General features: G+C 57.7%; 20 protein-coding genes. 10 read left to right on the top strand and 10 right to left on the bottom strand.

Translation table 11 applies throughout. The annotated features are described in order from the left end of the window. Window positions 1-74: 74 nt before the first annotated feature. The 3 genes from ACR0KG_RS09540 to ACR0KG_RS09530 all read right to left on the bottom strand — a co-directional run bounded on the left by ACR0KG_RS09540 (window position 75) and on the right by ACR0KG_RS09530 (window position 4,381). The gene (locus ACR0KG_RS09540) at window positions 75-2,288 is read right to left on the bottom strand and encodes an NADP-dependent isocitrate dehydrogenase (RefSeq protein ID WP_480827121.1); all 2,214 of its coding nucleotides are present in this window, start codon (window positions 2,286-2,288) and stop codon (window positions 75-77) included. A gap of 231 nt (window positions 2,289-2,519) precedes the next feature. Then, the gene (locus ACR0KG_RS09535; protein ID WP_480547989.1) at window positions 2,520-3,578 is read right to left on the bottom strand and encodes an ABC transporter ATP-binding protein; all 1,059 of its coding nucleotides are present in this window, start codon (window positions 3,576-3,578) and stop codon (window positions 2,520-2,522) included. Beyond that, window positions 3,575-4,381: an IclR family transcriptional regulator gene (locus ACR0KG_RS09530; RefSeq protein ID WP_480547990.1), complete on the bottom strand. Its 807-nt coding sequence runs from the start codon at window positions 4,379-4,381 to the stop codon at window positions 3,575-3,577. The genes ACR0KG_RS09535 and ACR0KG_RS09530 overlap by 4 nt, the downstream gene beginning before the upstream one ends. A 140-nt stretch (window positions 4,382-4,521) precedes the next feature. Between ACR0KG_RS09530 and ACR0KG_RS09525 the strand changes: the two genes are divergently transcribed. From ACR0KG_RS09525 to ACR0KG_RS09480, 10 genes are all read left to right on the top strand, one after another. Next, a complete protein-coding gene (locus ACR0KG_RS09525; RefSeq protein ID WP_170534866.1) occupies window positions 4,522-5,781 on the top strand; it encodes an ABC transporter substrate-binding protein in 1,260 nt (419 codons plus the stop codon). A gap of 94 nt (window positions 5,782-5,875) precedes the next feature. Next, on the top strand, window positions 5,876-6,802 hold the full coding sequence (locus ACR0KG_RS09520; RefSeq protein WP_170736103.1) for a carbohydrate ABC transporter permease: 927 nt from the start codon (window positions 5,876-5,878) through the stop codon (window positions 6,800-6,802). A 1-nt stretch (window position 6,803) separates the two neighbouring features. Further along, window positions 6,804-7,652, top strand: a complete 849-nt coding sequence (locus ACR0KG_RS09515) for a carbohydrate ABC transporter permease (RefSeq protein ID WP_480547991.1) — start codon at window positions 6,804-6,806, stop codon at window positions 7,650-7,652. Window positions 7,653-7,675: 23 nt separating this feature from the next. Then, the gene (melA, locus tag ACR0KG_RS09510) at window positions 7,676-9,016 is read left to right on the top strand and encodes an alpha-galactosidase (protein ID WP_480827120.1); all 1,341 of its coding nucleotides are present in this window, start codon (window positions 7,676-7,678) and stop codon (window positions 9,014-9,016) included. A gap of 12 nt (window positions 9,017-9,028) precedes the next feature. Beyond that, window positions 9,029-10,738 carry an IlvD/Edd family dehydratase gene (locus tag ACR0KG_RS09505; protein WP_480827118.1) on the top strand — a complete coding sequence of 570 codons (1,710 nt, stop codon included), beginning with the start codon at window positions 9,029-9,031 and terminating at the stop codon, window positions 10,736-10,738. After that, entirely contained in the window at window positions 10,738-11,505 is a 768-nt protein-coding gene (locus ACR0KG_RS09500) for an SDR family NAD(P)-dependent oxidoreductase (protein WP_480827117.1), read from the top strand. Before ACR0KG_RS09505 ends, ACR0KG_RS09500 begins: the two co-directional genes overlap by 1 nt. A gap of 4 nt (window positions 11,506-11,509) precedes the next feature. Then, window positions 11,510-12,403, top strand: coding sequence for a 2-dehydro-3-deoxygalactonokinase (locus ACR0KG_RS09495; protein ID WP_480827116.1), 894 nt, complete (start codon window positions 11,510-11,512; stop codon window positions 12,401-12,403). Next, complete coding sequence (locus tag ACR0KG_RS09490) at window positions 12,400-13,005, top strand: 2-dehydro-3-deoxy-6-phosphogalactonate aldolase (protein WP_480827115.1); 606 nt, start codon at window positions 12,400-12,402, stop codon at window positions 13,003-13,005. The genes ACR0KG_RS09495 and ACR0KG_RS09490 overlap by 4 nt, the downstream gene beginning before the upstream one ends. Beyond that, a complete protein-coding gene (locus ACR0KG_RS09485) occupies window positions 13,002-13,862 on the top strand; it encodes an SMP-30/gluconolactonase/LRE family protein (protein ID WP_480827114.1) in 861 nt (286 codons plus the stop codon). Before ACR0KG_RS09490 ends, ACR0KG_RS09485 begins: the two co-directional genes overlap by 4 nt. Beyond that, window positions 13,859-15,775: a beta-galactosidase gene (locus ACR0KG_RS09480; protein WP_480827113.1), complete on the top strand. Its 1,917-nt coding sequence runs from the start codon at window positions 13,859-13,861 to the stop codon at window positions 15,773-15,775. Before ACR0KG_RS09485 ends, ACR0KG_RS09480 begins: the two co-directional genes overlap by 4 nt. Before the next feature lie 38 nt (window positions 15,776-15,813). Here ACR0KG_RS09480 and ACR0KG_RS09475 read toward each other — a convergent pair whose 3' ends face one another. The 7 genes from ACR0KG_RS09475 to ACR0KG_RS09445 all read right to left on the bottom strand — a co-directional run bounded on the left by ACR0KG_RS09475 (window position 15,814) and on the right by ACR0KG_RS09445 (window position 24,835). Next, entirely contained in the window at window positions 15,814-17,082 is a 1,269-nt protein-coding gene (locus ACR0KG_RS09475; RefSeq protein WP_480827112.1) for an ABC transporter permease, read from the bottom strand. Then, window positions 17,079-17,999 carry an ABC transporter permease gene (locus ACR0KG_RS09470; RefSeq protein ID WP_170534845.1) on the bottom strand — a complete coding sequence of 307 codons (921 nt, stop codon included), beginning with the start codon at window positions 17,997-17,999 and terminating at the stop codon, window positions 17,079-17,081. Before ACR0KG_RS09470 ends, ACR0KG_RS09475 begins: the two co-directional genes overlap by 4 nt. 12 nt (window positions 18,000-18,011) lie before the next feature. After that, on the bottom strand, window positions 18,012-19,124 hold the full coding sequence (locus ACR0KG_RS09465; protein ID WP_480548000.1) for an ABC transporter ATP-binding protein: 1,113 nt from the start codon (window positions 19,122-19,124) through the stop codon (window positions 18,012-18,014). A 116-nt stretch (window positions 19,125-19,240) separates the two neighbouring features. Continuing rightward, a complete protein-coding gene (locus tag ACR0KG_RS09460) occupies window positions 19,241-20,365 on the bottom strand; it encodes an extracellular solute-binding protein (protein ID WP_480544024.1) in 1,125 nt (374 codons plus the stop codon). A gap of 561 nt (window positions 20,366-20,926) precedes the next feature. Continuing rightward, window positions 20,927-22,018 carry a sn-glycerol-3-phosphate ABC transporter ATP-binding protein UgpC gene (locus tag ACR0KG_RS09455; RefSeq protein ID WP_170534840.1) on the bottom strand — a complete coding sequence of 364 codons (1,092 nt, stop codon included), beginning with the start codon at window positions 22,016-22,018 and terminating at the stop codon, window positions 20,927-20,929. A gap of 3 nt (window positions 22,019-22,021) precedes the next feature. After that, window positions 22,022-23,677 carry an alpha-glucosidase gene (locus ACR0KG_RS09450; protein WP_480827111.1) on the bottom strand — a complete coding sequence of 552 codons (1,656 nt, stop codon included), beginning with the start codon at window positions 23,675-23,677 and terminating at the stop codon, window positions 22,022-22,024. A 9-nt stretch (window positions 23,678-23,686) separates the two neighbouring features. Continuing rightward, the gene (locus tag ACR0KG_RS09445) at window positions 23,687-24,835 is read right to left on the bottom strand and encodes a carbohydrate ABC transporter permease (RefSeq protein WP_480827110.1); all 1,149 of its coding nucleotides are present in this window, start codon (window positions 24,833-24,835) and stop codon (window positions 23,687-23,689) included. Window positions 24,836-24,842: the final 7 nt, after the last annotated feature.

The following is a 24,842-nucleotide window of genomic DNA, read 5'->3' as shown; positions in this document are numbered from 1 at the left end:
TATGACATACAAAAATCGCCTGCTCTAGGGCAGGTTTGGAAAGGCCCGCACCGGTTTGGCGCGGGCCTGTTTGTTTAGTCAATGATAGCGTTCAGCGTGGCGCTGGGGCGCATTACAGCTGCCGCCGTTGCCGGGTCGGTGTGATAATACCCACCCAGATCAGCCGCAGCACCTTGGGCCGCTGCCAGTTCGGCCAGAATCTGCTCTTCCTTGGCCGCCAGTTCTCTGGCAACCGGTGCAAATTCTGCGGCCAGATCGGCATCGTCACTTTGCGCTGCCAGCGCTTCGGCCCAATAGCGGGCGAACCAGTAATGGCTGTCGCGGTTGTCAGGCTGGCCAACTTTGCGGCTGGGCGACTTGTTGTTATCCAGAATGCCCTGGGTTGCAGCCTCGGCCGCTGCGCCCAACACGCCGGCCTTGGCGTTGCCTTTGCTATCAGCCAGGAAGTTTAGCGATTCACCCAAGGCGCAGAATTCACCCATCGAATCCCAGCGTAGGTGATTTTCCTCGACCAACTGTTGCACGTGTTTCGGGGCCGAGCCGCCGGCGCCTGTTTCGAACAGACCGCCGCCATTCATCAGTTTGACGATCGACAGCATCTTGGCCGAAGTGCCCAGTTCCAAAATCGGGAACAGGTCGGTCAGGTAGTCGCGCAGCACGTTGCCTGTGATGGCAATCGAGTCTTTGCCCGCAGTAATGGTCTCCAGCGACTGACGGGTCGCTTCGCGCGGGGCCATGATCTGGAACTTGTCAGCCACGCCTGCCGCCTCAAGCGCGGGTTTGACGTATTTGATCAGCTCGGCGTCGTGGGCGCGGTTGGCGTCCAGCCAGAAAATAGCTTCGGACCCCGTCAGGCGCTGACGGTCCATGGCCAGCTGGATCCAGTTCTCGATCGGGGCTTTCTTGACAGTGCAGGACCGCCAGATATCGCCCTGCTCGACGTCGTGCGAATGCAGCGTCTCGCCATTTGCCAGAACGATGCGGATGGTGCCATCAGCAGGGGCTTGGAATGTGGTCGGGTGCGAGCCATATTCTTCGGCCTTCTGCGCCATCAGGCCCACGTTGGCCACGGCTCCGGCAGTTGCCGGGTTCAGCGCGCCGTTGGCTTTGAAGAACTTGATGGATTCATCATAAACCGGCGCATAGCAGCGGTCGGGGATCACGCAATTGGTGTCGCCCTTGGCACCGGTCTCGTCCCAGCCCTTGCCGCCCGCGCGGATCACGGCGGGCATCGAGGCGTCGATGATCACGTCCGACGGGACGTGCAGGTTGGTGATGCCTTTGTCGCTGTCGACCATATACATCGATGGCCGGTCGCCCTTGATCGCGTCAATGGCGGCCATGATGTCGGCGTTGCCTTGAACACGCTCCAGCAGATCACCAAGGCCTGAGTTTGGGTTCACGCCCAACGCGTCCAGCTCGGCACCGAATTTCTCGAACACCGGGGCCAGCCAAGCCTTGACCGCATAGCCAAAGATGATCGGGTCGCTGACCTTCATCATCGTGGCCTTCATATGCAGCGAGAACATGGTGCCGTCTGTCTTGGTGTCCTCGATAGCGTCAGCCAGGAACGCGGACAAGGCCTTGACCGACATGAAGGTCGCGTCGGACACGGTGCCCTCAGCCAGCGGCCAGCCGTCTTTCAGAACGGTCACGCTGCCATCCTTGCCGACAAATTCGATCTTCGCATCGCCGGCTTGAGCGGCAGTGATGGTGGCCGATTTCTCGTTTGCATAGAAATCGTTGCCCGGCATGGACGACACTTTGGTTTTACTGTCCGAGGACCACTCGCCCATCGAATGCGGGTTCTTCTGGGCATAGTTCTTCACCGCCCGCGCCGCGCGGCGGTCGCTGTTGCCTTCGCGCAGAACCGGGTTCACGGCCGAGCCCTTGATCGCGTCATAGCGCGCACGGATCGCCTTTTCCTCGTCGGTTGAGGGTTCTTCGGGGTAGTTCGGAATGTCATAGCCCTGCGACTGCAGTTCCTCGATGGCCGCCACCAGCTGAGGGACCGAAGCCGAGATGTTGGGCAGTTTGATCACATTCGCATCCGGCGTCGTCACCAGCTCGCCCAAAGCGGCCAAATCATCGGTGATGCGCTGCGCGTCTGTCAGGTTCTCGGGAAACGTCGCTAGAATACGGCCCGCCAGCGAAATATCCTTGGTGCCAACGCTGACACCCGCCGCCGAGGCAAACTTGCGAATGATGGGCAGAAACGACGCGCTGGCCAATTCGGGCGCTTCGTCTACAATGGTATACAATATGTCGAAGTTCGATTTATCTGCCATATTCTTTTACCTTTTTTAAGCCTTTCGGGGCGTGCGATCCAAGAGTTGTGGCCACATCATCGCGGCGCGAGAGGGGCAGATCAATGCTATCGCCCCTGGGTGACTCTGTTTTGACAGGGCCTCCCATAAATGAGGTTTGGATTGGAATCAATCACCCATGGGCGCGCGTTTTGCCACGGGTGGCAGGATCACGTCGCGGAGGATGTCGGATGCAGGCAACGGGCCGGCTGCTTACCTAAACCGAAGCCCCGTCTCAGGATCAAACACCATAACCCGCTCGGGATCGACCGTGATGCCAACCTGCTCACCGGTGGAGCTGCGCTGGTCGTCGCGTTCTTCGACGATCAGTTTGTCGCCATTTGGCGTCAGCAAATAGGAATAAGAGACCCCACCCAGCGCCTCGGTCAGATCAACCGTACAGGTTTCGGCTGAACGGTCGATCTGGATATGTTCAGGCCGCATACCCAATGTCACCTTGGACAGACCAGCGGGAACCGATGCGGAGACCGGCAAAGGCTGGCTAAGTGCGGGGTGCGTGACATGGCCATCGGCATAGTCGCATACTAGGAAGTTCATTGCGGGCGAGCCAATGAAACCGGCAACAAAGCGGTTATCGGGATCGCGGTATAGGTCCATGGGGGCTCCTACCTGCTCGATCCGGCCGTCGCGCAGAACGACGATCTTGTCGGCCATGGTCATCGCTTCGACCTGATCATGGGTCACATAGATCATCGTGGCCCCGATTTCCTGATGCAGACGGGCAATTTCCACGCGCATTTCAACCCGCAATTCGGCGTCTAGGTTTGAGAGTGGTTCGTCAAACAGAAACACCTCGGGGCCGCGCACGATCGCGCGTCCGATGGCCACGCGCTGACGCTGACCGCCGGACAGGGCCTTGGGTTTGCGTTTCAGGTATTGATCCAGCTTCAGGATGTTCGAGGCTTCCTGAACCTTCTTGTCGATCTCACCCTTGGCCACACCGTTCATGCGCAGGCCAAACCCCATATTCTCGGCCACGGTCATGTGCGGGTAAAGCGCATAGGTTTGAAACACCATTGCCACGCCGCGCTTGGCCGGATCCATATGGGTCACCTCACGCGCACCGATATGGATTTGACCTTCGGACGTTTCTTCAAGCCCCGCAATCATCCGCAACAAAGTGGACTTGCCACAGCCCGAGGGGCCGACAAACACACAGAACTCTCCATCTTCGATCTGCAGATCAATGCCGTGAATGACCTGAGTCTGGCCATATCGTTTGATCGTTTGGTTCAGAGTTACACCTGTCATGTCCCTTGCATCCTGTCGTCCAGAGTGTTCGGGCGGGTCTCGGGGAACCGCCACGCCTGTGCCTCGGCCCCGATCTGTTCGGCAACGCGCCGAACCCGGGGAACCCAGGCTTCCAATTGTTCGAAATTCATACGGTCGGTTGAGCCGGTCACAGAAATCGCACCCAACATCCGCCCACCGGTCGTGAGAATCGGGCAAGCGATACAGATGATGCCAGGCTCATGTTCTTCGTCATCGACGGCAAAACCGCGCGCGCGAATACGGTCGAGATCAGCGCGCAGGGCCGCTTCGGACGTCAACGTCTTGTCGGTGAAACGGTGATAGCTTTGCTGGGACACCGCCTTGTTCAGCGCTTCTTCTCCTAGAAAGGCCATCATCGCTTTACCGACACCTGTGCAATAGGCTGGTCCGACCTTGCCGGCCTGCGAATACATCTCGACCGGCTGCGCGGCGTTGCGTTTGTCGACATACAAAACCTGGCTGGAATCGAGCTGTGCCAGATGAACTGTTTCGCCTGTTTCCCGGCTCAGCGAATCCAGGAATGGCCGCGCGATCGGGGCCAGAGAGCTTTGCGTCCAGGCCACATGGGCCAGACGCACCAGCCGCAAACCGGGCGTGTAGGTCTGCCGATCCGGGTCATAAGACAGCATGCCCTGATTGGTGAGGCTTTGCAGAAACCTGTACAGCGTCGCCTTGGGGAAATCGCTGCGGTCCAGCAGTTCCGCAAACCGAACCGGGCGTTCGAACGACGCCACCTGATCCAGCACATCACATGCTTTGCCTATTGTTCCGTCACCTGCCACGGGTGCGTGATCTCCTCCGTTTGACCCTCTCCATCCTCACGAGGGTCTTGACAAGACTAGCCGAGTCGATGTGTAGTTTTCAATATATAAAACTAGGTTTCAATATATGAAACCAAAATGGAAGCTTAAGGGAGGAAACCATGCATTCCATGTTCAAGCGCACTGCGGCTGCTCTAGCGGCTAGTGTGGCACTTGCTGCGCCCGTAGCGGCCGAGCTGACCGGCGAGCTGCGGATTTTCCTCGATACATCGAACCCGGCGCCTCGCGCGACCATGGAAGCGATGATCGAGCGGTTTGCGGCCGAGCACCCGGGGCTTGAGATCGAGACCACCGTGATCGACCGCGAAGCCTACAAGACCCAAATCCGCAACTTCTTGACGGCGGACACGCCTGATGTGGCAACATGGTACGCGGCCAACCGCATGAAGCCTTACGTCGAAGCTGGTCTGTTCGAAGACGTCTCGGACCTTTGGGCCGAGCCTGAAATTGCTGATAACCTTGCCTCGACCAAAGGCGCGATGACCATCGACGGCAAGCAATGGGGCGTACCCTATACCTACTACCAGTGGGGTGTTTACTACCGCAAAGATATCTTTGATGAGCTGGGCCTGAGCGAGCCGACCACCTGGGAAGAAGAACTGGCGAACTGCCAGAAGATCGTCGACTCCGGCCGTGCCTGCTATACCATTGGCACCAAGTTCCTGTGGACCGCCGGTGGTTGGTTCGACTACCTGAACATGCGCACCAATGGCTATGACTTCCACAATCAGCTGGCCAATGGCGAAATCAGCTGGGAAGACGACCGGGTCAAGCAGACCTTCGCCAACTGGAAGCAGTTGATCGACATGGGTGCTTTCATCGACAACCACCAGACTTATAGCTGGCAAGAGGCCCTGCCCTTCATGGTCAACGGCGAAGCCACTGCGTACCTGATGGGCAACTTTGCTGTAGCGCCGCTGCGCGAAGCAGGTCTGACCGATGATCAACTGGACTTCTATCAGTTCGTTGCCATCAACCCCGATGTCGAATTGGCAGAAGACGCACCGACCGACACCTTCCACATTCCGGCCAACGCCTCGAACAAGGAAGCCGCGCGCGAGTTCCTGCGCTTCGTTGTTTCGGCCGATGAACAGACCGAGATCAACAATGGTGCAAACCTGGGTCAGCTGCCTGTGAATGCGCAATCCTCGGTGGATGACGACAAGTTCCTGCAGCAGGGCTTCACCATGCTGTCGTCGAACAGCCCAGGCGGCGTTGCTCAGTTCTGGGATCGTGACGCGCCTGCGGAAATGGCCAAAGTGTCGATGGAAGGTTTCCAGGAGTTCATGGTCAAGCCGGACGATGCTGACCGTGTTCTGGCCAAACTGGAACGAGCGCGCCAGCGCATCTACGACAACTAAACGGATCAGGCCGGGCTGAAGCCCGGCCTACCCAAAATGCTATCGCAAGGCGGGCGTCGGCCCGCCTTCACCACAACAAGCCCGGAATGCCGACATGACCATCGCCGCAGACGCTCCAGAACAGGAAAGCTGGTTCCACCGCAACCAACAGCGCATCGCGCCGTGGCTGTTTCTGGCCCCGGGTCTGCTGTTCTTTATGGTCTATGTGATCATCCCGGTTTTCCAGTCCTTCAACCTGTCGCTTTATGAATGGGACGGGCTGGGCGCGGCGGAATATGTGGGCTTCCGCAACTACGAGGACCTCTATTGGGAATGGGTTGATCGGGATGCATTCTATATCTCGCTGAAAAACAACCTGATCTGGCTGCTCCTTTACTTGCTGGCAATCCCGGCGGGCCTGTTCATTGCCCTGTTCCTGAACCAGACGGTCTGGGGCATCCGTCTGTATAAATCGTTGTTCTTCTTCCCCTTCGTGATTTCTCAGGTCGTTGTCGGCCTCGTTTTCACATGGTTCTACGACCCAACCTTCGGTCTGCTGAACGAGTTCCTTGGCTTCTTTGGCATGGGCCCGCTCAACGTACTGGGCGATGAGAGGTTTGTGACATACGGCATCATCTTTGCAGGTCTTTGGCCGCAGACGGCCTATTGTATGATCCTCTACCTGACCGGTCTGAATGCCGTCGACCCTGAACAGATCGAGGCCGGACGGCTGGACGGTGCGAAAGGCGGCAGGATGCTGTGGCATATCATCCTTCCGCAACTGCGCCCTGCGACCTTCATCGCCTTTGTTGTCACCATCATCGGCGCATTGCGGTCTTTCGACCTGATCTCGATCATGACCCAGGGCGGTCCCTTTGGATCGTCTCGCGTGCTGGCCTACTACATGTTCGAAGTCGCCCTATCCGAATATGGCTTCCGCATGGGATATGGCGCTGCCATCGCGGTGATCCTGTTCCTGATCATGCTCTGCTTCATCGCCTACTTCCTCTGGTCGATGTACCGCGAAGAAAAGGGGCACTGAGATGTTTCCCAAACCCATCGAAAAACAACCCCGAGCGGCGCAGATTACCTATCAGGCCATGCTGCCATTGGCGTTGCTACTGTGGCTAGGGCCACTTTTGGCGGTTGCCCTGTTCTCGGTCAAACCCGCCGCGGATTTCACCAACGCAAACTACTGGGGTATGCCCTCCAGCTTTGAAGGCGCGTTCAACTACGGGCAGGTTTTCTTCAACTCGGACATGCCACGCTATCTGATGAACTCGTTCCTGATCACCGTTCCAACAGTGATCGGATGTGTCGCGCTCAGCAGCATGACCGGCTTTGCGCTGGGGATCTACAAGTTCAAATCGAACCTCTGGATCTTCTTCATGTTTGTTGCGGGCAACTTCGTGCCCTTCCAGATTCTGATGGTACCTGTGCGCGACCTGACGCTGGAGCTGGGTCTCTACAACACAAAAACCGGGCTTGTGCTTTTCCACATCGCCTTCCAGACCGGGTTCTGTACCCTCTTTATGCGCAACTTCATCCGCGCCCTGCCCTTTGAACTGATCGAGGCCGCACGGGTCGAGGGCATCAGCGAATGGCGCATTTTCTGGTACGTTGTGCTGCCGCTGATGAAGCCTGCAATTGCCGCGCTTAGCGTGCTGATTTTCACCTTCATCTGGAACGATTACTTCTGGGCTGTCGTGCTGACCCAAGGGGCAGAAAGCCAACCTGTCACCGCAGGCATCACCAGTTTCAACGCGCAATTCCGCGCCGCCTATCAATTGATGAGTGCCGGTTCTATCGTAGCGGCCCTGCCGCCGGTAGCCATGTTCTTCCTGATGCAGAAACACTTCATCGCGGGTTTGACCCTCGGTGCCGTAAAATAACGTCAAACCAAAGGTTTGCCTCAATGACAAAGATCGCCTTCATTGGTGCGGGCTCCACGATCTTCATGCAGAATATCGTGGGCGACGCGCTGCTCACCCCTGCGCTGGCCGACAGCCATTTCGCGCTGATGGACATCAATCCAGAACGTCTGGCCGAAAGCGAATCCGTGGCCCGCGCTATGATCCGCTCGGTCGGCACGGGTGCGACCGTTTCCACACACACCGACCGCCGCGCGGCGCTGGACGGGGCGGATTTTGTGATCACCGCCTTCCAGATTGGCGGGTACACGCCTTGCACGGTCGCCGATTTCGAGATCCCAAAACAATACGGTTTGCGCCAGACTATCGCTGATACGCTGGGTATTGGTGGCATCATGCGCGGATTGCGCACGGTTCCGGTTCTGTGGGACGTCGCGCGCGACATGATGCAGCTCTGCCCCAACGCGACACTGCTGCAATATGTAAACCCGATGGCGATCAATACATGGGCGCTGGCTGAACGTTTCCCGACCCTGAAGCATGTTGGCCTCTGCCACTCGGTCCAGAATACCGTCGAAGAACTGGCCCATGACCTGGACCTGCCCAAGGATGAATTCCGCTACAAGGTCGCGGGCGTCAATCACGTCGCGTTCTTCCTGAAACTGGAACATCAGGGCCGCGACCTTTACCCGGCTCTGCGACAAGGATATGCCAGCGGGCGCTTGCCCAAAGCTCCACTGTTGATGCCCCGCTGCCCCAACAAGGTGCGGTACGAGGTAATGGATCATCTTGGCTACTTTTGCACCGAAAGCTCAGAACATCTTGCCGAATACGTTCCGTGGTTCATCAAGGACGGACGCGAAGATCTGATCGAGCAGTTCTCGATCCCGCTGGACGAATACCCCACCCGCTGCATCGAGCAGGTTGCAAGCTGGAAAGAACAAGCCAAGACATTGACCGATGGTCGGGATATCGAAGTCTGCCGCAGCCATGAGTTCGCCGCCGACCTGATGAACGCCATCGTCACCGACGCGCCCTATGTGGCCTATGGCAACTTGCCCAACACTGGCCAAATCCCACAATTGCCCTTGGGTGCCGCGGTCGAAACCCCCTGTCTGGTAGACAGCAACGGCGTGCAGCCTTCAGTGGTTACCGATATCCCGCCTCAATTGATTGCCCTGATGCGGACCCAGATCAATGTGCAGGAACTGACGGTGCGCGCACTGGTTGAGCAAAACCCAGAACACATCTATCACGCCGCAATGATGGACCCGCACACCGCCGCCGAACTGGACTTGCGGCAAATCCGCAGCCTTGTCACCGACCTGCTGACAGCTCATGCCGACTGGTTGCCTGATTGGTGCCGCCCGGCCCGCGCCGCTTGAAAGGCCCCGCATATGACGAAGAAACGCCGTTCACAGCATTGGTACGGAAAACTCGACAAGGATGGCTTCATCCACCGATCGTGGATGAAGAACCAAGGCTTTCCCGACCACGCCTTTGACGGGCGTCCAGTTATAGGCATCTGCAATACTTGGTCGGAGCTAACCCCCTGCAACTCGGGCCTGCGTGATCTGGCCGAAGGCGTCAAACGCGGTGTATGGGAGGCCGGAGGCTTTCCGGTCGAATTCCCGGTCATGTCGCTAGGCGAAACCCAGATGAAGCCCACCGCCATGCTGTTTCGTAACCTGCTGGCGATGGATGTCGAGGAATCGATCCGCGCCTATGGGATCGACGGTGTGGTTCTGCTGGGCGGGTGTGACAAGACCACACCGGGGCAGTTGATGGGCGCGGCGTCAGTCGATCTGCCATCGATTGTTGTCAGTTCAGGACCGATGCTGAACGGCAAATATCGTGGGCAAGATATAGGCTCCGGCACCGATGTCTGGAAGTTTTCCGAGGCCGTCCGGGCCGGAGAGATGACCCTCCAGGACTTCATGAATGCCGAATCCGGGATGTCCCGCAGTGCAGGTGTCTGCATGACCATGGGCACAGCCAGCACCATGGCCTCGCTGGTCGAGGCGATGGGCATGTCCCTGCCCACCAACGCCGCCCTGCCCGCCGTCGATGCGCGCCGTATGGCGCTGGCGCATCTGACCGGCAAACGGATTGTCGAGATGGTGGACGAAGACCTCAAACCGTCGGACATTTTGACGAAGGAAGCATTCGAGAACGCCATTCTGGCGAACGCTGCTGTGGGCGGTTCGACCAACGCTGTGGTCCACTTGTTGGCTTTGGCGGGTCGTGTCGGTGTGGATCTAACCCTGAAAGACTTTGAAATTGGGTCGGAAATCCCACTGCTGGTCAACTGCATGCCTTCGGGAAAATACCTGATGGAGGATTTCTGCTATGCAGGCGGTGTGCCAGTTGTTCTGAACGAGCTCAAATCCTTCCTGCGACCGGCCAAGACAGTTTTGAATAGGGACATCTCGGCCCATTACGATGGGGCTGAATGCTTCAACACCGACGTCATCCGCGCCTTCAACGATCCGGTAAAACCTGCAGCAGGCTTGCGTGTTCTACGCGGCAACCTTGCACCCAACGGGGCCATCGTGAAGCCTTCGGCAGCCACTGACGAACTGCTCGAAACAGAGGCCGAGGCCTATGTGTTTGAGAACATCGAAGACCTCAAAGCCAATATCGACCGCGACGATCTACCGGTGACACCCGAGACCATTCTGGTCCTAAAAGGCTGCGGCCCAAAGGGCTATCCCGGCATGCCTGAGGTCGGCAACATGCCGATCCCGGCAAAGCTGGTGAAAGAAGGCGTGCGCGACATGATCCGCATATCCGATGCGCGCATGTCGGGCACTGCCTATGGCACCGTCATCCTGCATGTCAGCCCCGAAGCGCAGGCGGGCGGCACCTTGGCGCTGGTCAAAACCGGTGACCGCATCCGTATCTCGGCCAGCAAGGGCGAGATGGAACTGCTGGTCGATGAAAAGGAACTGGACGCCCGCCGCGCCGCGTGGCAACCGGACGAACCTCACTATACCCGCGGTTATGCGAAACTTTATGTCGACCACGTTCTGCAAGCCGATCAGGGCGCTGATCTTGATTTCCTTGTCGGCAAAGACACCCGCCTTGTGACCAGAGAGAGCCACTGATGACCCAACCCGCTACATTCCACGATCTGAACGGGGTCTCGGTCTATATCACTGGCGGCGGCTCGGGCGTTGGTGCGGCGCTGACCGATGGGTTTCTTGCGCAAGGTGCAAACGTGGCCTTTATCGGCCGCTCGGATGCCAGCGCCTTTGTTGAGGAGATGCGCGAGAAACACGGGCGCGCGCCGCTGTTTATGCAGGGTGATATGACCGACACAGAACTGCTGCATGCCACGATGCAAAAGGCAGCCGAGGCGCATGGCCCCTTGGACGTTCTGATCAACAACGCCGCCAACGACAAACGTCATTCGCTAGACGAATCCACAACCGAGTTCTGGGACTGGATGATCGAGGTGAACCTCAAAGCCTATTACTTTGCCTGCCAGGAAGCCGCACGCCAGATGCAGGACAAAGGCGGTGCGATCGTCAATTTCAGCTCGATCAGCTATATCATGGGCAATGCGGGCTATCCGATCTACACAACCTCGAATGCGGGCATCACGGGCATGACACGGTCGCTGGCGCGCGAATTGGGCCCGCAAAACATCCGCGTGAACGCGCTGGCCCCCGGTTGGGTCCTGACGCAGAAACAGCTGGATATGTGGGCCACGCCCGAGGATCTGGCCGCCCATCTGGACCGCCAGTGCCTGAAAGAACATCTGACACCAGAGGACATTATTGCACCAACGCTGTTTTTGGCCTCAAACGCAAGCCGCGCCATGACCGGTCAGTGTATGGCCGTTGATGGTGGCGTGGTCGTATCGGGGTGAGGATATGAAGGCTGAATGGATTGCTGTCGATTGGGGAACCTCTCACCTGCGGGCCTGGGCCATGCAGGGCGACAGAGCAGTGGATCAGGCGCAGTCCGATCAGGGCATGTCGCGCGTGGCCAACGGAGGGTTTCAGGCTGCACTTCTGTCTCTAGTCGAGCCATGGCTGGGCGATGCTCCGGTGGACGTCATCGCCTGCGGCATGGTCGGCGCGCGGCAAGGTTGGGTCGAGGCACCTTATGCCGCCGTACCGTCAGAACCGGTGGCCAATGTTCCAGTGCGGGTGCCGGACACGGATCCCCGCATTCGCGCCTTTGTTGTACCCGGCCTGAAACAGACGGAACCGCCAGATGTCATGCGCGGCGAAGAGACACAAATCGTCGGTTTTGTGGCTGCGCGACCCAATTGGGATGGGGTTTTGTGCCTGCCCGGCACGCACACCAAATGGGTACAACTCAGCGCGGGTGAGGTTGTCAGCTTTCGCACCTTCATGACAGGAGAGATGTTTGAACTGCTGCGCGGGCAATCCGTTCTGAGGCACTCAGTCGGTGAAGGGTGGGATGATGCCGCCTTCGCCGAAGCGCTGGCGGACACCCTGTCTAAGCCCGAAAACCTTGCGGGTCGCCTGTTTGGGTTGCGTGCTGCGGATCTGCTGCAAGGGCAAGACGGGGCAATCGCAAGAGCGCGGTTGTCAGGCTTGCTGATCGGCGCTGAACTGGCTGCCACACGAGCCTATTGGCTGGGGCAACAAATGGCCATTATCGGCGCCGATCATATCGCCAATATCTATGCACAAGCCCTGAACCAACAGGGCGCGTTTGTGGAAACCGCCGATGCCACAGAGGTCACCCTGGCCGGGTTGGCTCTGGCCCGCAACCTGACGAGGCAAACCGCATGAGCCGCCCTATCATCGCCATTCTGCGCGGATTGCAACCGTCCGAGGCCGAAGCGGTTGGCCGCGTTATCATCGATGCGGGTATCGACCAGATCGAGGTACCGTTGAATTCGCCCGACCCGCTTGAAAGCATCGGCCAATTGGCATCAGCCTTCGGAGACACAGCGCTGGTTGGCGCCGGGACAGTCCTGACTGTCGAACAGGCCGAAGACGTTGCCCGTGTGGGCGGCAAACTGATTGTTTCACCAAACTACGATGCCGAAGTGATTGCGCGTAGCGTAGAATTGAACATGCAAAGCTGGCCGGGCGTCTTCACCCCCACCGAAGCTTTTGCGGCGCTGAAGGCAGGTGCGACCGGGCTGAAACTGTTCCCCGGCGTGATGGCCGGGACAACGGGCCTGGCCGCATTGCGCCCTGTTTTGCCAAAAGGCACGCTGGTCTACGCTGTCGGCGGTGCGGGTCCTGAGAACTTCGGCGACTGGATCGCCGCTGGTGCGGATGGGTTTGGCATCGGCTCGGCGCTCTATAAACCGGGGATGAGTATCTCAGAAATTGCCGACCGCGCGCAGCAGATCGTCAGCGCCTATGACACGGCCATCGGATGAGTCAGGTATTTGACAACCGCCCCTGTGATTTGGGGGAAGGGCCTTTATGGCACCCGGAACGGCAGCAGCTTTTCTGGTTTGATATCAACAACAAACGTCTGATGACCCGCGAGGCGGACGAACAAAACAGCTGGGATTTCGCGGAACATGTGTCGGCAGCGGGTTGGATAGACAAAGATACTCTGCTGATCGCATCCGAGACCGGTTTATGGCGATTTGCGCTAACCAGCGGCGAGAAGAAACCCGTCTGCCCGCTGGAAGCTGACAACCCGGCGACCCGATCCAATGACGGGCGTGCTGATCCGTGGGGCGGGTTCTGGATCGGGACCATGGGCAAGCAGGCCGAACCACATGCCGGATCAATCTATCGGTTCTGGCGGGGCGAGCTGCGCCGTCTGGTTCCAAACGTCACGATCTCAAACGCGATCTGCTTCGCGCCCGACCGCTCTTGCGCATACTATACCGATACGACGACACAGCAGGTCATGCGTTGGGGGCTAGACACTGAAACCGGTTGGCCTGAGGGTGAGGCTTCGGTTTTTCTGGATCTCCGTAGTGAAGCCCTGAACCCGGATGGCGCAGTTGTCGACGCAGCGGGCCATATCTGGATCGCACAATGGGGCGCGGCGCGGGTTGCGTGCTATGATCCTTCGGGGCGGTTTCAGCACGCGGTGACATTTGACGCCGCGCATACTTCGTGCCCCGCCTTTGGCGGCGATGATTTGAGCACGCTTTTCTGCACAACGGCCCGCGAGGGGCTGAGTGCCGAGGCGCTTCGAGACCAACCCAGAAACGGAATGACCTTCGTTGCGCCGAATGCAGGGCGAGGTCAGACAGAGCACAGAGTCCTTTTATGAAACCCGAACTTGGCGTTTGCTATTACCCCGAACACTGGCCCGAGGCTGTTTGGGCCGAAGATGCCGCGCGCATGGTTGAGACCGGCCTGCGCTGGGTCCGGATCGGAGAATTCGCCTGGAGCCGGATGGAGTCGCAGCCCGGCAATCTTCAGTTCGACTGGCTGGACCGCGCAATCGAAACACTGGGCGCGGCAGGGTTGAAGGTGGTTCTTGGCACACCGACGGCCACGCCACCCCGCTGGATGTTGGACAAACATCCCGACATGCTTGCGGTCGATGTACAAGGTCAGCCACGTAAATTTGGGTCGCGCAGACATTATTGTTTCAGCCATGCGGGCTATATCGACGAATGCGCCCGCATTGCCCAGATCATGGGTGAACGCTACGGGCAAAATCCGCATATCGCGGCCTGGCAGATCGACAATGAATATGGCTGCCATGACACAACGCTCAGCTACAGCGCGTCTGCTCTGGGTGCGTTTCAGCGATGGCTGGCAGATCAGTACGGCACAATCGAAGCGCTGAACGAGGCGTGGGGCAATGTGTTCTGGTCGATGGAGTATAACCACTTCAACCAGATCGACCTGCCCAACCTGACCGTGACCGACCCAAATCCGGCTCATGTGCTCGCCTTCCGCCGTTTCAGCTCGGATCAGGTTGTGGCCTTCAACAAGGCTCAGGTGGATGTGCTTAGGCCGCTAACGGATGCATCTTTGCTGCACAATTACATGGGCCGCGTGTTGGAGTTTGATCATTTTGATGTCGGGGCTGATTTGGATATCGCCACATGGGACAGCTACCCGATTGGGTTCCTTTCGGATCGGCTGGAGGATGATCTGGACCACAAGACCAGATATCTGCAACAGGGTGATCCCGATATGCAAGCGTTTCACCATGACCTGTATCGCACAGTCGGGCACGGGCGCTGGTGGGTGATGGAACAACAGCCCGGCCCTGTGAATTGGGCCCCCTACAACCCCGCGCCCTTGCCCGGAATGGTCCGCCTATGGTCGCTTGAGGCTGTGGCGCACGGGGCCGAGGTGGTCAGCTATTTCCGCTGGCGGCAGGCCCCCTTTGCGCAGGAACAGATGCATGCGGGCCTGTTAACCTCAAACAATGCGGATGCGCCTGCGATGGCCGAAGCGCGCCAAACAGCCGATGATCTCACGGCGTTGGGTGCGCTGGAACAGCAACAGGCGCAGGTTGCCATCCTGTTCGACTATGCCTCGGACTGGGCCTGGACAACACAACCTCAGGGGGCTGGGTTTGATTACTTCCGGCTTGTGTTCTCGGCTTATCGTGCGCTGCGGCGTGCAGGGCTGTCGGTGGATATTGTGTCGGCAAAAGCCATTCCACATGGCTACAAACTGATCCTGGCACCGGGTCTGGCGACAGTGGAAGGTGATCTGGAACAGCGCCTGACCAATGCCTGTGAGTTGGCCATTCTTGGCCCGCGCAGCGGCGCGATTACCCATGATTTTCAGATCCCAACAACCGGACGACCCGGACTGGCCGGTCTGAATTGCGACGTCGCACTGGTCGAAACTCTTCCGCCCAACATCAACCGCCCCGTGACCGGAAGCGGCACCGCGCAGCATTGGATCGACCGGATGACAGGCAGCGCCCCTGATGTGCTGAGTTTCGAGGATGGGACACCCGCCATAAAGGGTGAAGGTGGTCTGTGGTATTTGGCCGGGTTCCCTGATCCAGAGCTCTGGGACCGCATCTTAGCAATGGCCGCTGAGCAGACCGGCCTGATCCTAACGCCCATGCCGGAAGGGCTGCGCCGCCGCGACACGTCGGAACACACGTTCCTGATCAACTACAATTCCGATGCGGTGGAATGGGACGGGCACAAAATCGCGGGTTGCGACGTGGCGATCCTGAAACGCATACCGCCCGAGCAGAGCTAAATCCGTTCGGGCGGCAGCAAGTTTTCTTAGGCGAAAACCTAGTCGTTTTGCAGACTGTTGGGGTCAAAGACCCCACCAAACCCACTGTTGTTCGACGGCTGGCTTTCAGTGTCCGAGCTTTCGTCACCGCTCGCCTCATCATCCCCACCCAGCGTGTTGGGGGCAAAGACATTCCCAAAACCGCTGTTGTTTGACGGCTTCGGTGCGGTTTGAATGCCGCCTTGCTCGGCCTCTTCCGCCTCGCGCTGTTTGCGACGCTCTTCGCGTTCCTGACGCAGCTGCTGGATACGCTGTTCGGCCTCCAACTGCTTCTGCGCGCGCACATCCGCGATACACTGGCCCGGATCATAGGCGGTGGCGGTGCCAACCACAGTGATCGTCGCCACCGCAAACACCACAACCAGGACCGCAGCCATATTCCCCGAGAAGAAGCCGGGCAATTTGATCTTGCCTGCCAGTTCTTCCACCGTGGCCTTTTTGCGCGCTGCTGCCACCAGTTCCTGACGTTTCAGCTTGGCTTCGTTCAGCAAGGCGAAGAACACGGTCAGCGCCACGATGATAAAGGCCAAGGCCGAGATCGAGGGCGTGATGCCATACCGCACCTTCTGAGCCAGCTCGATAGTCAGCGTCGGATATTCACCAAAGGTGAATGTGGTGGTGTTGTAGTTCTCGAACGAAGCGAGGAACGCCAGCACCGCCGCCGATGCAATCGCCGGGCGCATGAAAGGCAATAGGATCTTGCGAAACGCCTGCGCATGGCTGGCTCCCAGGTCCAGGGCCGCCTCGGTCAGCGCGATGTCATAACGCTGCAGCCGCGCCACCAGCACCAGCATGCAATAGCTGGCGATAAAGGTGGATTGGCCAATCACCGTCAGGAAGATGCCATTGGACAGGAAGCTATCCGCCCCAAGCCCCAGCATCCGGTTGATCCGGTCCCAAAAGACCAGTGTCGAGATACCCAAGACAACGCCCGGTATCAGGATCGGTGCGATGATAACCGTGTAATAGGTCGCGCGCAGCTTGGGCCAAATCTGCGTCAACATCAACGCGCCCGCCAGACCCATCGCCACCGACAGAACAACTGTCCCGGCCCCAATGATCAGCGAGTTCTTGATACCGTTCAGGATACGTTGATCCTGAAACAGTTCACTGAACCACTGGAAGGTCAGGCATTCCCACGGGGTCATCCTTGGAAAGCTGGGAGAGTTGAAGGCTGTGATCGACATGATCACCAGCGGACCCAGCAGGTACAGGAAGAAGATGGCCAGATAGACCCAGATGCTTATGCGGAGGAAGGAATTGTTCATTTCCCGATATCCCCCATATTCACCTTGAACAGGCGCATCACAGCCAGCACGAACAGGATACAGGTCACCAGCAGCACGATGGCGTAGGCGGCCCCTTGCGGCCAGTCATTGTTGTCGTTGAACTGCTGATAGATCAGTTGCGTGAACCACAGACTGGACGGCCCGCCCAAGATTTGTGGTGCGGCCAGCGCACCGGCGCTTAGCATGAAGACCATCGTACAGCCCGAACTGATCCCTGGCTTGGCATAAGGAATGACTACACGCCAATGTATCCGCCACCAGGGTGCACCCAGATCGCGCGCAGCCTCGATCTGGTTACCATCGAGGCTTTCGATCACATTATACATCGGGAAGATCATCAGCAGGATGTATGCATAGCCAAGGCCTGCATAGAGCGCGATGTCATTGCGGATGAAATCAAACGGCAAATCCCAAATGCCCAGACCCATGAACAGAGTGTTCAACACGCCGGTTTCACCAAAGATGATACGCAGAGCAAAGGCCCGCAGGATCTCGTTGATCCAATAGGGAATGATCAGCATGATCGCAAATATGCGGATGTGATTACCTTTGGATTGACCCAGATAATAGGCAATCGGATAGCAGATGATCAGGTTAAAGATCGTCACGCAAACCGCCGCCAGCAGCGTGCGGAAAAACACCCTTAGGTCGACTGCGTTGTAATCCTGGCTGCCACCTTCTGGCCCGTAGATCAGGTACTTGTAGTTCTCCAGCGTATAAACGTCCTTGGGCCCACCGATCTCGGGCGGGGGCAGGTTTGGACGGAATGAAAAGTCCAGCATCGATAGCTGAGGCAGAATGATCAGGCCGATGGTCCAAAAGAGGACAAGGCCCAGGATCAACAACCCCATGCCGGTGCCATTTCGGTTGAAGAATTCTTTCAGAAACTGGGGCATCTGTCTGACCCCTTACTCTGCTGCCAATTCACCCGCTGGAACCAGAACCGCGTTGCGGGTCTCGTATTCCAGCGTGATCATCTGGCCGGTGTGATCTTCGAAGGACTGGCCGAGGTTGGGCAGCGAGACTTTGATCTCTTTACCACCATCGCCTTCGGTGAAGATGTTGAAGACATTGCCTTCAAATTCTTCATGCTTCACTTGCGCGGTCACGAAATGATTGCCGGTGCTTCCTTCAGGAGCGATAGCAAACGCCTCGGGCCGGACGAACATCATTGCCTCGTCACCCTCTTTCAGCTTGCCCTGATTGGCGGTCGAGATGCGGGCCACCAGATCGCCGGACCGGTTGGTTGCGATCATCGCCTCATTGCCCATGACCTGCTTGATCTTACCACGGAACACATTGTTTTCGCCCACAAAAGAGGCCGCAAAAGCCGTGTTGGGATCGTTGTAGATGGTCTTGCCATCTGCGATCTGGTCGATCACTCCGGCACGCATGACGGCGATATTGTCAGACATGGTCAGCGCTTCACCTTGGTCATGAGTGATATAGATAAAGGTAATGCCGACGCGCTGCTGAATTTCGCGCAACTCCGTCCGCATATGTTGGCGCAGCTTCAGGTCCAGCGCAGAAAGCGGTTCGTCCAACAGCAGAACATCAGGTTCCGCGCACAGCGCGCGCGCGATGGCAACCCGTTGGCGCTGACCACCGGAAAGCTCACTTGGCAGCTTGTCGCCCTGCCCCGGCAGAGCAATCATGTCCAGCAGCTCATCCGCGCGCTTGCGGCGTTCGGCGGCGCTGGCGCCATTGATCTCCATCGAAAAGGTGATGTTCTCCCAGACTTTCATCAAGGGAAACAGCGCGAGGTTCTGAAAGATCAGAGCGGTCGGGCGCTTGTTTGGCCCGATACCGCGCATGTCATTGCCACCGATCAGAACCTTGCCTTCGCTGGGGTCCAAAAACCCCGAAACCGCGCGCAGGATCGTGGTCTTGCCACAACCCGAGGGGCCAAGGAACGAAAAGAAATCGCCCCCGTTGATATTCACATTGGCATCACGTACGGCGACAAAATCACCGAAACGGATCCACAGGTTTTCCAGATCTACTCCGACCCCTGCACTCATCTTAGATATCTCCGACTGGCGCGCGTCGTGCTGGCACGCGGATAGGGCCTGAGGCGACATTGCGACGCTCAGGGGTTAGTCCCTCGCCCAATGGCGAGGGACCAGATGTTACGCAATCAGGCGCTTTTGAACTTGTTGACGAACTCGGTCCGCGTTTCTGCGTACCAGGGTGCTTCGGCCGGCCACGGGTTAAGGTTAGCAAGTGAGTCACCCGGATAGGCTTCTGCAAAGTTCTTCTTGTAGGTGTCACCCGAATACTGGTCGGCACCCAGAACAGGCGAGTTGTAGCCGTGGCTATCAATCGCAACGCCTGCTGGTTTCGCCTGATAGGCAAAATCGATGAAGGCATAAACCTGTTCGACATTCTGTGCACCGGTCGGCATCGAGATACCATCGACCCAGGCCATTGCACCTTCGACCGGTGCCTGATAATGCACAGGCTCACCTGCGGATTTCAACGCCAGCGGCGGTCCGTCCCAGGTCTGGCCAACGACCACACCTTCGTTCAGTAGGCCGTTCTTTTGGGTATCGGCGTCGTTCCAGATCAGTTTGATGCGATCCTTGCGGGCAACGCACCAGTCCGTGATCTGACCCCAGACCTTGCGCATGGTGTCTTCGTCACCATAAGCCGCCCAGACCGAACCAGGCTCCATCTCGCCCGCGCGCTCCATGTAAAGACCAGCGCCCAGCATCATCGAATGCGCGCGGCCCATGGTTTTGCCCGCATTCGCTTCGGACCAGACATCGCCATAAGATGGCGCATCACCTTCCGGCAGCCACAGGTCGGTGCGGTAAGCGATACCTTCCGTTCCCCAGATATGCGGCAGCCAATGCGCACCGCTGTCGCCGAAGTTCCACGCATCCGTACCAATTTGCGCCATCGCCGGGTTCACCAGATCAACCGGCACCTTATTCATGTCGAATGGCTGCAGCAGCTCCAGCGGCTCCCACTGAAGCGAGCGGTTGTTGGTGGGCGACACGATGTCAAAGCCCTGACCTTTGGTGGCCTTCATCTTGTTGATGATTTCTTCGTTCGATCCGATACCGGTATAGTTCACCTTGATTCCGGTCAGCGTTTCAAACTCTTGAATGAAGCTGGGCGGCAGGTAGTCCGACCACATCAGAATGTTGATTTCGCCCGACGATGCAAGCGCAGATTTGCTGTAAAGCGGGGCAGCCAAAGCAGCAGCGCCTGCGCCTTTCAGCACCGTACGTCTGGAAAGATTTTTCCGATCGACCATTTTGTATCTCCCATGGTTAGTCGTTAGATTTTTTTGTTTTGATTGCAGGCCAGAACTTCGCGGCAGAGCTGTCTACTCAAAAGTGACAGTTGGAAATTTTAATAAGTCCAGTTTGCAACCCCGTCCTGCTTCTTTCGCTTCCGAGTATGAAAATACACCGGACGGCCTCACCTTAGGCTGTGATTGTGAAAGCACCAACAAGATACTTATGTGTTGTAAAAAATGAGGGGTATTGCAGCCTTGATAAAGGTCTGGCACTCGCGCGGGCCATCCCACCATCAAGCTGCCCCGACATATAAACCATTGAAAATAAATGGGTAAATACTATAGTCTGATAGCGCTGCGGCCAGATGCCTCAATCTGCACCGATTTTTCGAATCGATTCACGCGAAAAGCGCTCAAGTGTGGTGGCTCACCATATATTGGTAGCTTTAGTGGGCACATGCTTGAAATCGACCGTGAAGTCTCGTGCCAACAGCTCGCTCCCATGCGCTCGATCTGGCACTATAAAAAAGCGTCGGCACCCCACAAATCAGCGCGCCATCGCGATGCGTTACAAGATCAGGCTGAATGCCGGCGCATCGACACGCCATTGTGGAACAGATGCACCTTGTCCGGTGCCGCTGTTACCGAAACGGACTGCCCACGCAGATTACGCTGCACGCCGGGAAGCTTTGCGATGACAGACTCGACCCCCTCGGATTTCTCGAAATAAAGCAATGTCACCTCACCCAACGCTTCGGTGAAGTCTACGGTACCAGTCAGAATCGGAGACTCTTCGGTCAGCACAAAATCTTCGGGACGTACGCCGATATTCACTTCTCGCCCTTCATCACTGGCCTCAGTCGGGATCGACGAAACCGCAGTGCCGCCGGATGCCAGAGCGATGGTGGTGGTTGCCCCGGTGCCGGTAATCCTACCCGGAAGCAGGTTCATCGAGGGCGATCCAATGAACTGCGCGACGAATTCATTGTCCGGTGTCTCATAAAGCTCCAGCGGCGTACCGACCTGTGCGATACCCTTGTTAGCCAGCACAACGATGCGGCTGGCCAACGTCATCGCCTCAACCTGATCGTGGGTCACGTAGATCATGGTACTGTCGGGCATCGCCTCCTTCAGGCGCGCGATCTCGATCCGGGTGGCTACGCGCAGCGCGGCATCAAGGTTCGAAAGCGGCTCGTCAAACAGATAGACCTTTGGGTCGCGCACAATCGCACGGCCAATGGCAACACGTTGGCGCTGACCACCCGACAGGGCCTTGGGCAGACGATCCAGGAACGGTTCAAGCTGCAAGATCTGCGCGGCACGCTCGACCGAGGCATCAATTTCCGACGCGGGCATCTTGGCGATCTTCAGGGCAAAGGCCATGTTTTCGCGCACCGTCATATGCGGATAAAGCGCGTAGCTTTGAAACACCATGGCAATGCCGCGCTGCGCGGGCGGGACATCGTTCATGACCTGCCCTTCAATTTCCAGCGTGCCGCCAGTGATCTTTTCCAGCCCGGCGATCATCCGTAGCAACGTGGATTTCCCGCAACCCGAGGGACCGACAAAAACGATCAGCTCGCCTTGATCGATATCCAGATCGATATGTTTCAGGACATCAATGGGGCCATAGGATTTGGCAACATCCGTCAGTTTGAGTTCAGACATGGTTTACCCCTTTTCCTTGACCATCAGGCAGAATTGCGCTGCATCCAGTGTGATCTGACCTTCGCCCTCGACCGCGCCCAGATCCTGACCAATGGCGTGCCATTGGCCCTGAGGCAGCGAGATTTCCGCAGCCTCCGATCCCAGATTGAAGGCGCAAAACACCTGTTCAGTCTCATTTTCGCGCAGGAAGGTCAGAACCGTTCCGGTCTGCTCCATCTGTGTCTGTGCGCCGGTCGCCAGGGCCGGATGCGCGTGGCGCAAAGCAATGGCACGGCGATAATGGTTGAGCATCGAGTGCGGATCAGCTTCTAACCGGTCAACAGCCTGTTCGGCCTGTGCAGCGCTGACCGGCAACCAAGGCTCGCCTGCGCTGAACCCGGATTGCTCATCCTGTGACACCCAGACCATCGGTGTGCGGCAGCCGTCACGTCCTTTGTATTCAGGCCAAAATTCGATTCCATAAGGGTCTTGCAGCTTCTCGAATGGAACATCTGCTTCGTGCAGGCCCAGCTCCTCGCCCTGATACAGGCAGGCCGAACCGCGCAGGCACATCATCAGCACCGCATATTGCCGGGCCGCAGCCTCACTGAGGTCCCAGCGCGACGCATGGCGCGCAACATCGTGGTTCGAAAACGCCCAGCAGGGCCAGGCATCCCGCGCCTTTGCGGATAATTGGTCAAAAACCTGCTTGGCATAGCTTGCGGTCAGTGCCCGCTTTTCGAGAAACTCGAACGCGTAGCACATGTGCATCCGCTTATCGCCGGTGGTGTATTCTCCCATAATCTCAAGCCCACGCTGCGCGTCGCCGATCTCACCCAGACAGGCACGGCCCTCGTATTCATTCGTCAAGGCGCGCAGGCGTTCCAGAAACGCGATGTTTTCCGGCTGGCTTTTGGAATACAGATGGTTTTGGTGATTATAGGGGTTTACGGCTGGCGCGATCGAGGCATTGCGTTGCTCGATCGAAAGGGCTGGGTTGTCCCGCAGCTCTTTGTCGTGAAAGTAAAAGTTGATCGTATCCAGACGGAAGCCATCAACCCCCAGTTCCAACCAGAACCGTGCCATATCCAGCAGGGCATCCTGTACCTCACGGCAATGAAAATTCAAATCGGGCTGTGAGGTCAGGAAGTTATGCAGGTAATACTGCAGACGGCGAGAATCCCATTGCCAGGCCGAACCGCCAAAGATCGACAGCCAATTGTTCGGCGGCGTCCCATCAGGCTTGGGATCGGCCCAGACGAACCAATCGGATTTCGGATTGTCTCGGCTGGCACGGCTTTCACTGAACCAAGGGTGTTGATCCGACGTATGCGACAGGACCAGATCGATCATGACCTTCAGTCCCTTGGCATGCGCCTTGTCCAAAAGCTCCTGAAAATCAGCCAAGGTGCCGAACATCGGGTCCACGTCCCGATAGTCACTGACATCATAGCCAAAATCCTTCATCGGAGATTTAAAGAACGGCGATATCCAGATCGCATCCACGCCAAGCGACGCGATATAATCGAGCCGTTGCGTGATGCCTTTCAGGTCGCCAATACCATCGCCATTGCTGTCCTGAAAGCTGCGCGGGTAGATCTGATAGATCACCCCACCGCGCCACCACTCGGACGACACTTTGGTAGCTTTGGAAAGTTCTGTGGTGTTCTGCACGTTCATCAGACGCCTCTATTTGACAGATCCGGCCAGCAGGCCCCGGACCAGGTATTTTTGCATTGCGAAGAAGACAGCCAGCGGAACGGCAATCGAAACAAAGGCCGCCGTGGCAAGAATTTCCCAATTACCGCCGCGTGTGCCCAGCAGCTCGACGATGCGGTTGGTCATCACCGTTGTCTGACCGGATGAGTCGATCAGGAATACCTTGGCAACCAGCAGATCGTTCCATGTCCACAGGAATTGGAAGATCGCAAAGGACGCCAGCGCCGGAAAGCTGAGCGGCAGGATGAGTTTGGTGAAAATCTGGAACTCAGTCGCCCCATCTACCCGCGCATTTTCGATCAGATCGCGTGGCAATCCGGCCATGTAGTTGCGCAACAGGTAGATCGCCAATGGCATCCCAAAACCGGTATGGGCCATCCAAACCCCCAGATATCCTTTGCCGATCCCGATATTGAGGTGCAGTTTCAGCAGCGGGATCAAAGCCAGCTGCAACGGCACCACCAACAGACCAACAACGGCAGCGATCAACAATGCCCGCCCCGGGAAATCCATCCAAGCCAGCGCGTAAGCCGCAAAGGCCGCAACTAGGATTGGGATGATCGTCGCCGGTATCGTCACCGTCAACGTATTGAAAAACGCCTTAGCCATGCTGTCGGAACTGTTCGCGTTGAACAGCACATGAGCGTAATTCTCGGTCGTGAACTCGGGCGGCAGGGTGGTGGTCACAAACACTCGAGGACCGCGACTACCTTCAAACGCTTCGGTGTTTTCCATACGGTAGTCGCCGTTGGCCTGAACCGTTATTGTCCCACCGCGGCGCAGCTCGGCCGTTTCGCCGGGGGCAAAGGCATCGATGGCCCGAGAGTTGACCCCCCATCTGCTGATGTCCGAGGCCTTCTCACCGTCAAAAACATTGCCTTCGATGACATACATCCCGTCGGTTGAGACCTGCGTGTCTGGCCCGGCGGCGCGTAGGGTCAGGTTCTGTTCTGACGGAAACAAAGCCCGCCACCAGCCGCTGCTGGCAATCTGATCCCCCGTTCGGAAAGACGAGATCAGCAAGCCCAGCGTTGGGAACACCCAAAGCACGACAAGAAACACCACCGAGGCATGTACAACCCAGCGAAGGGCTGGCCGGGTTCCCGCAATATCGCTCATATCCCGA

The sequence above is a fragment of the Ruegeria sp. H4 genome (assembly GCF_056533065.1).
This window is presented reverse-complemented; position numbering and strand designations above follow the sequence as displayed.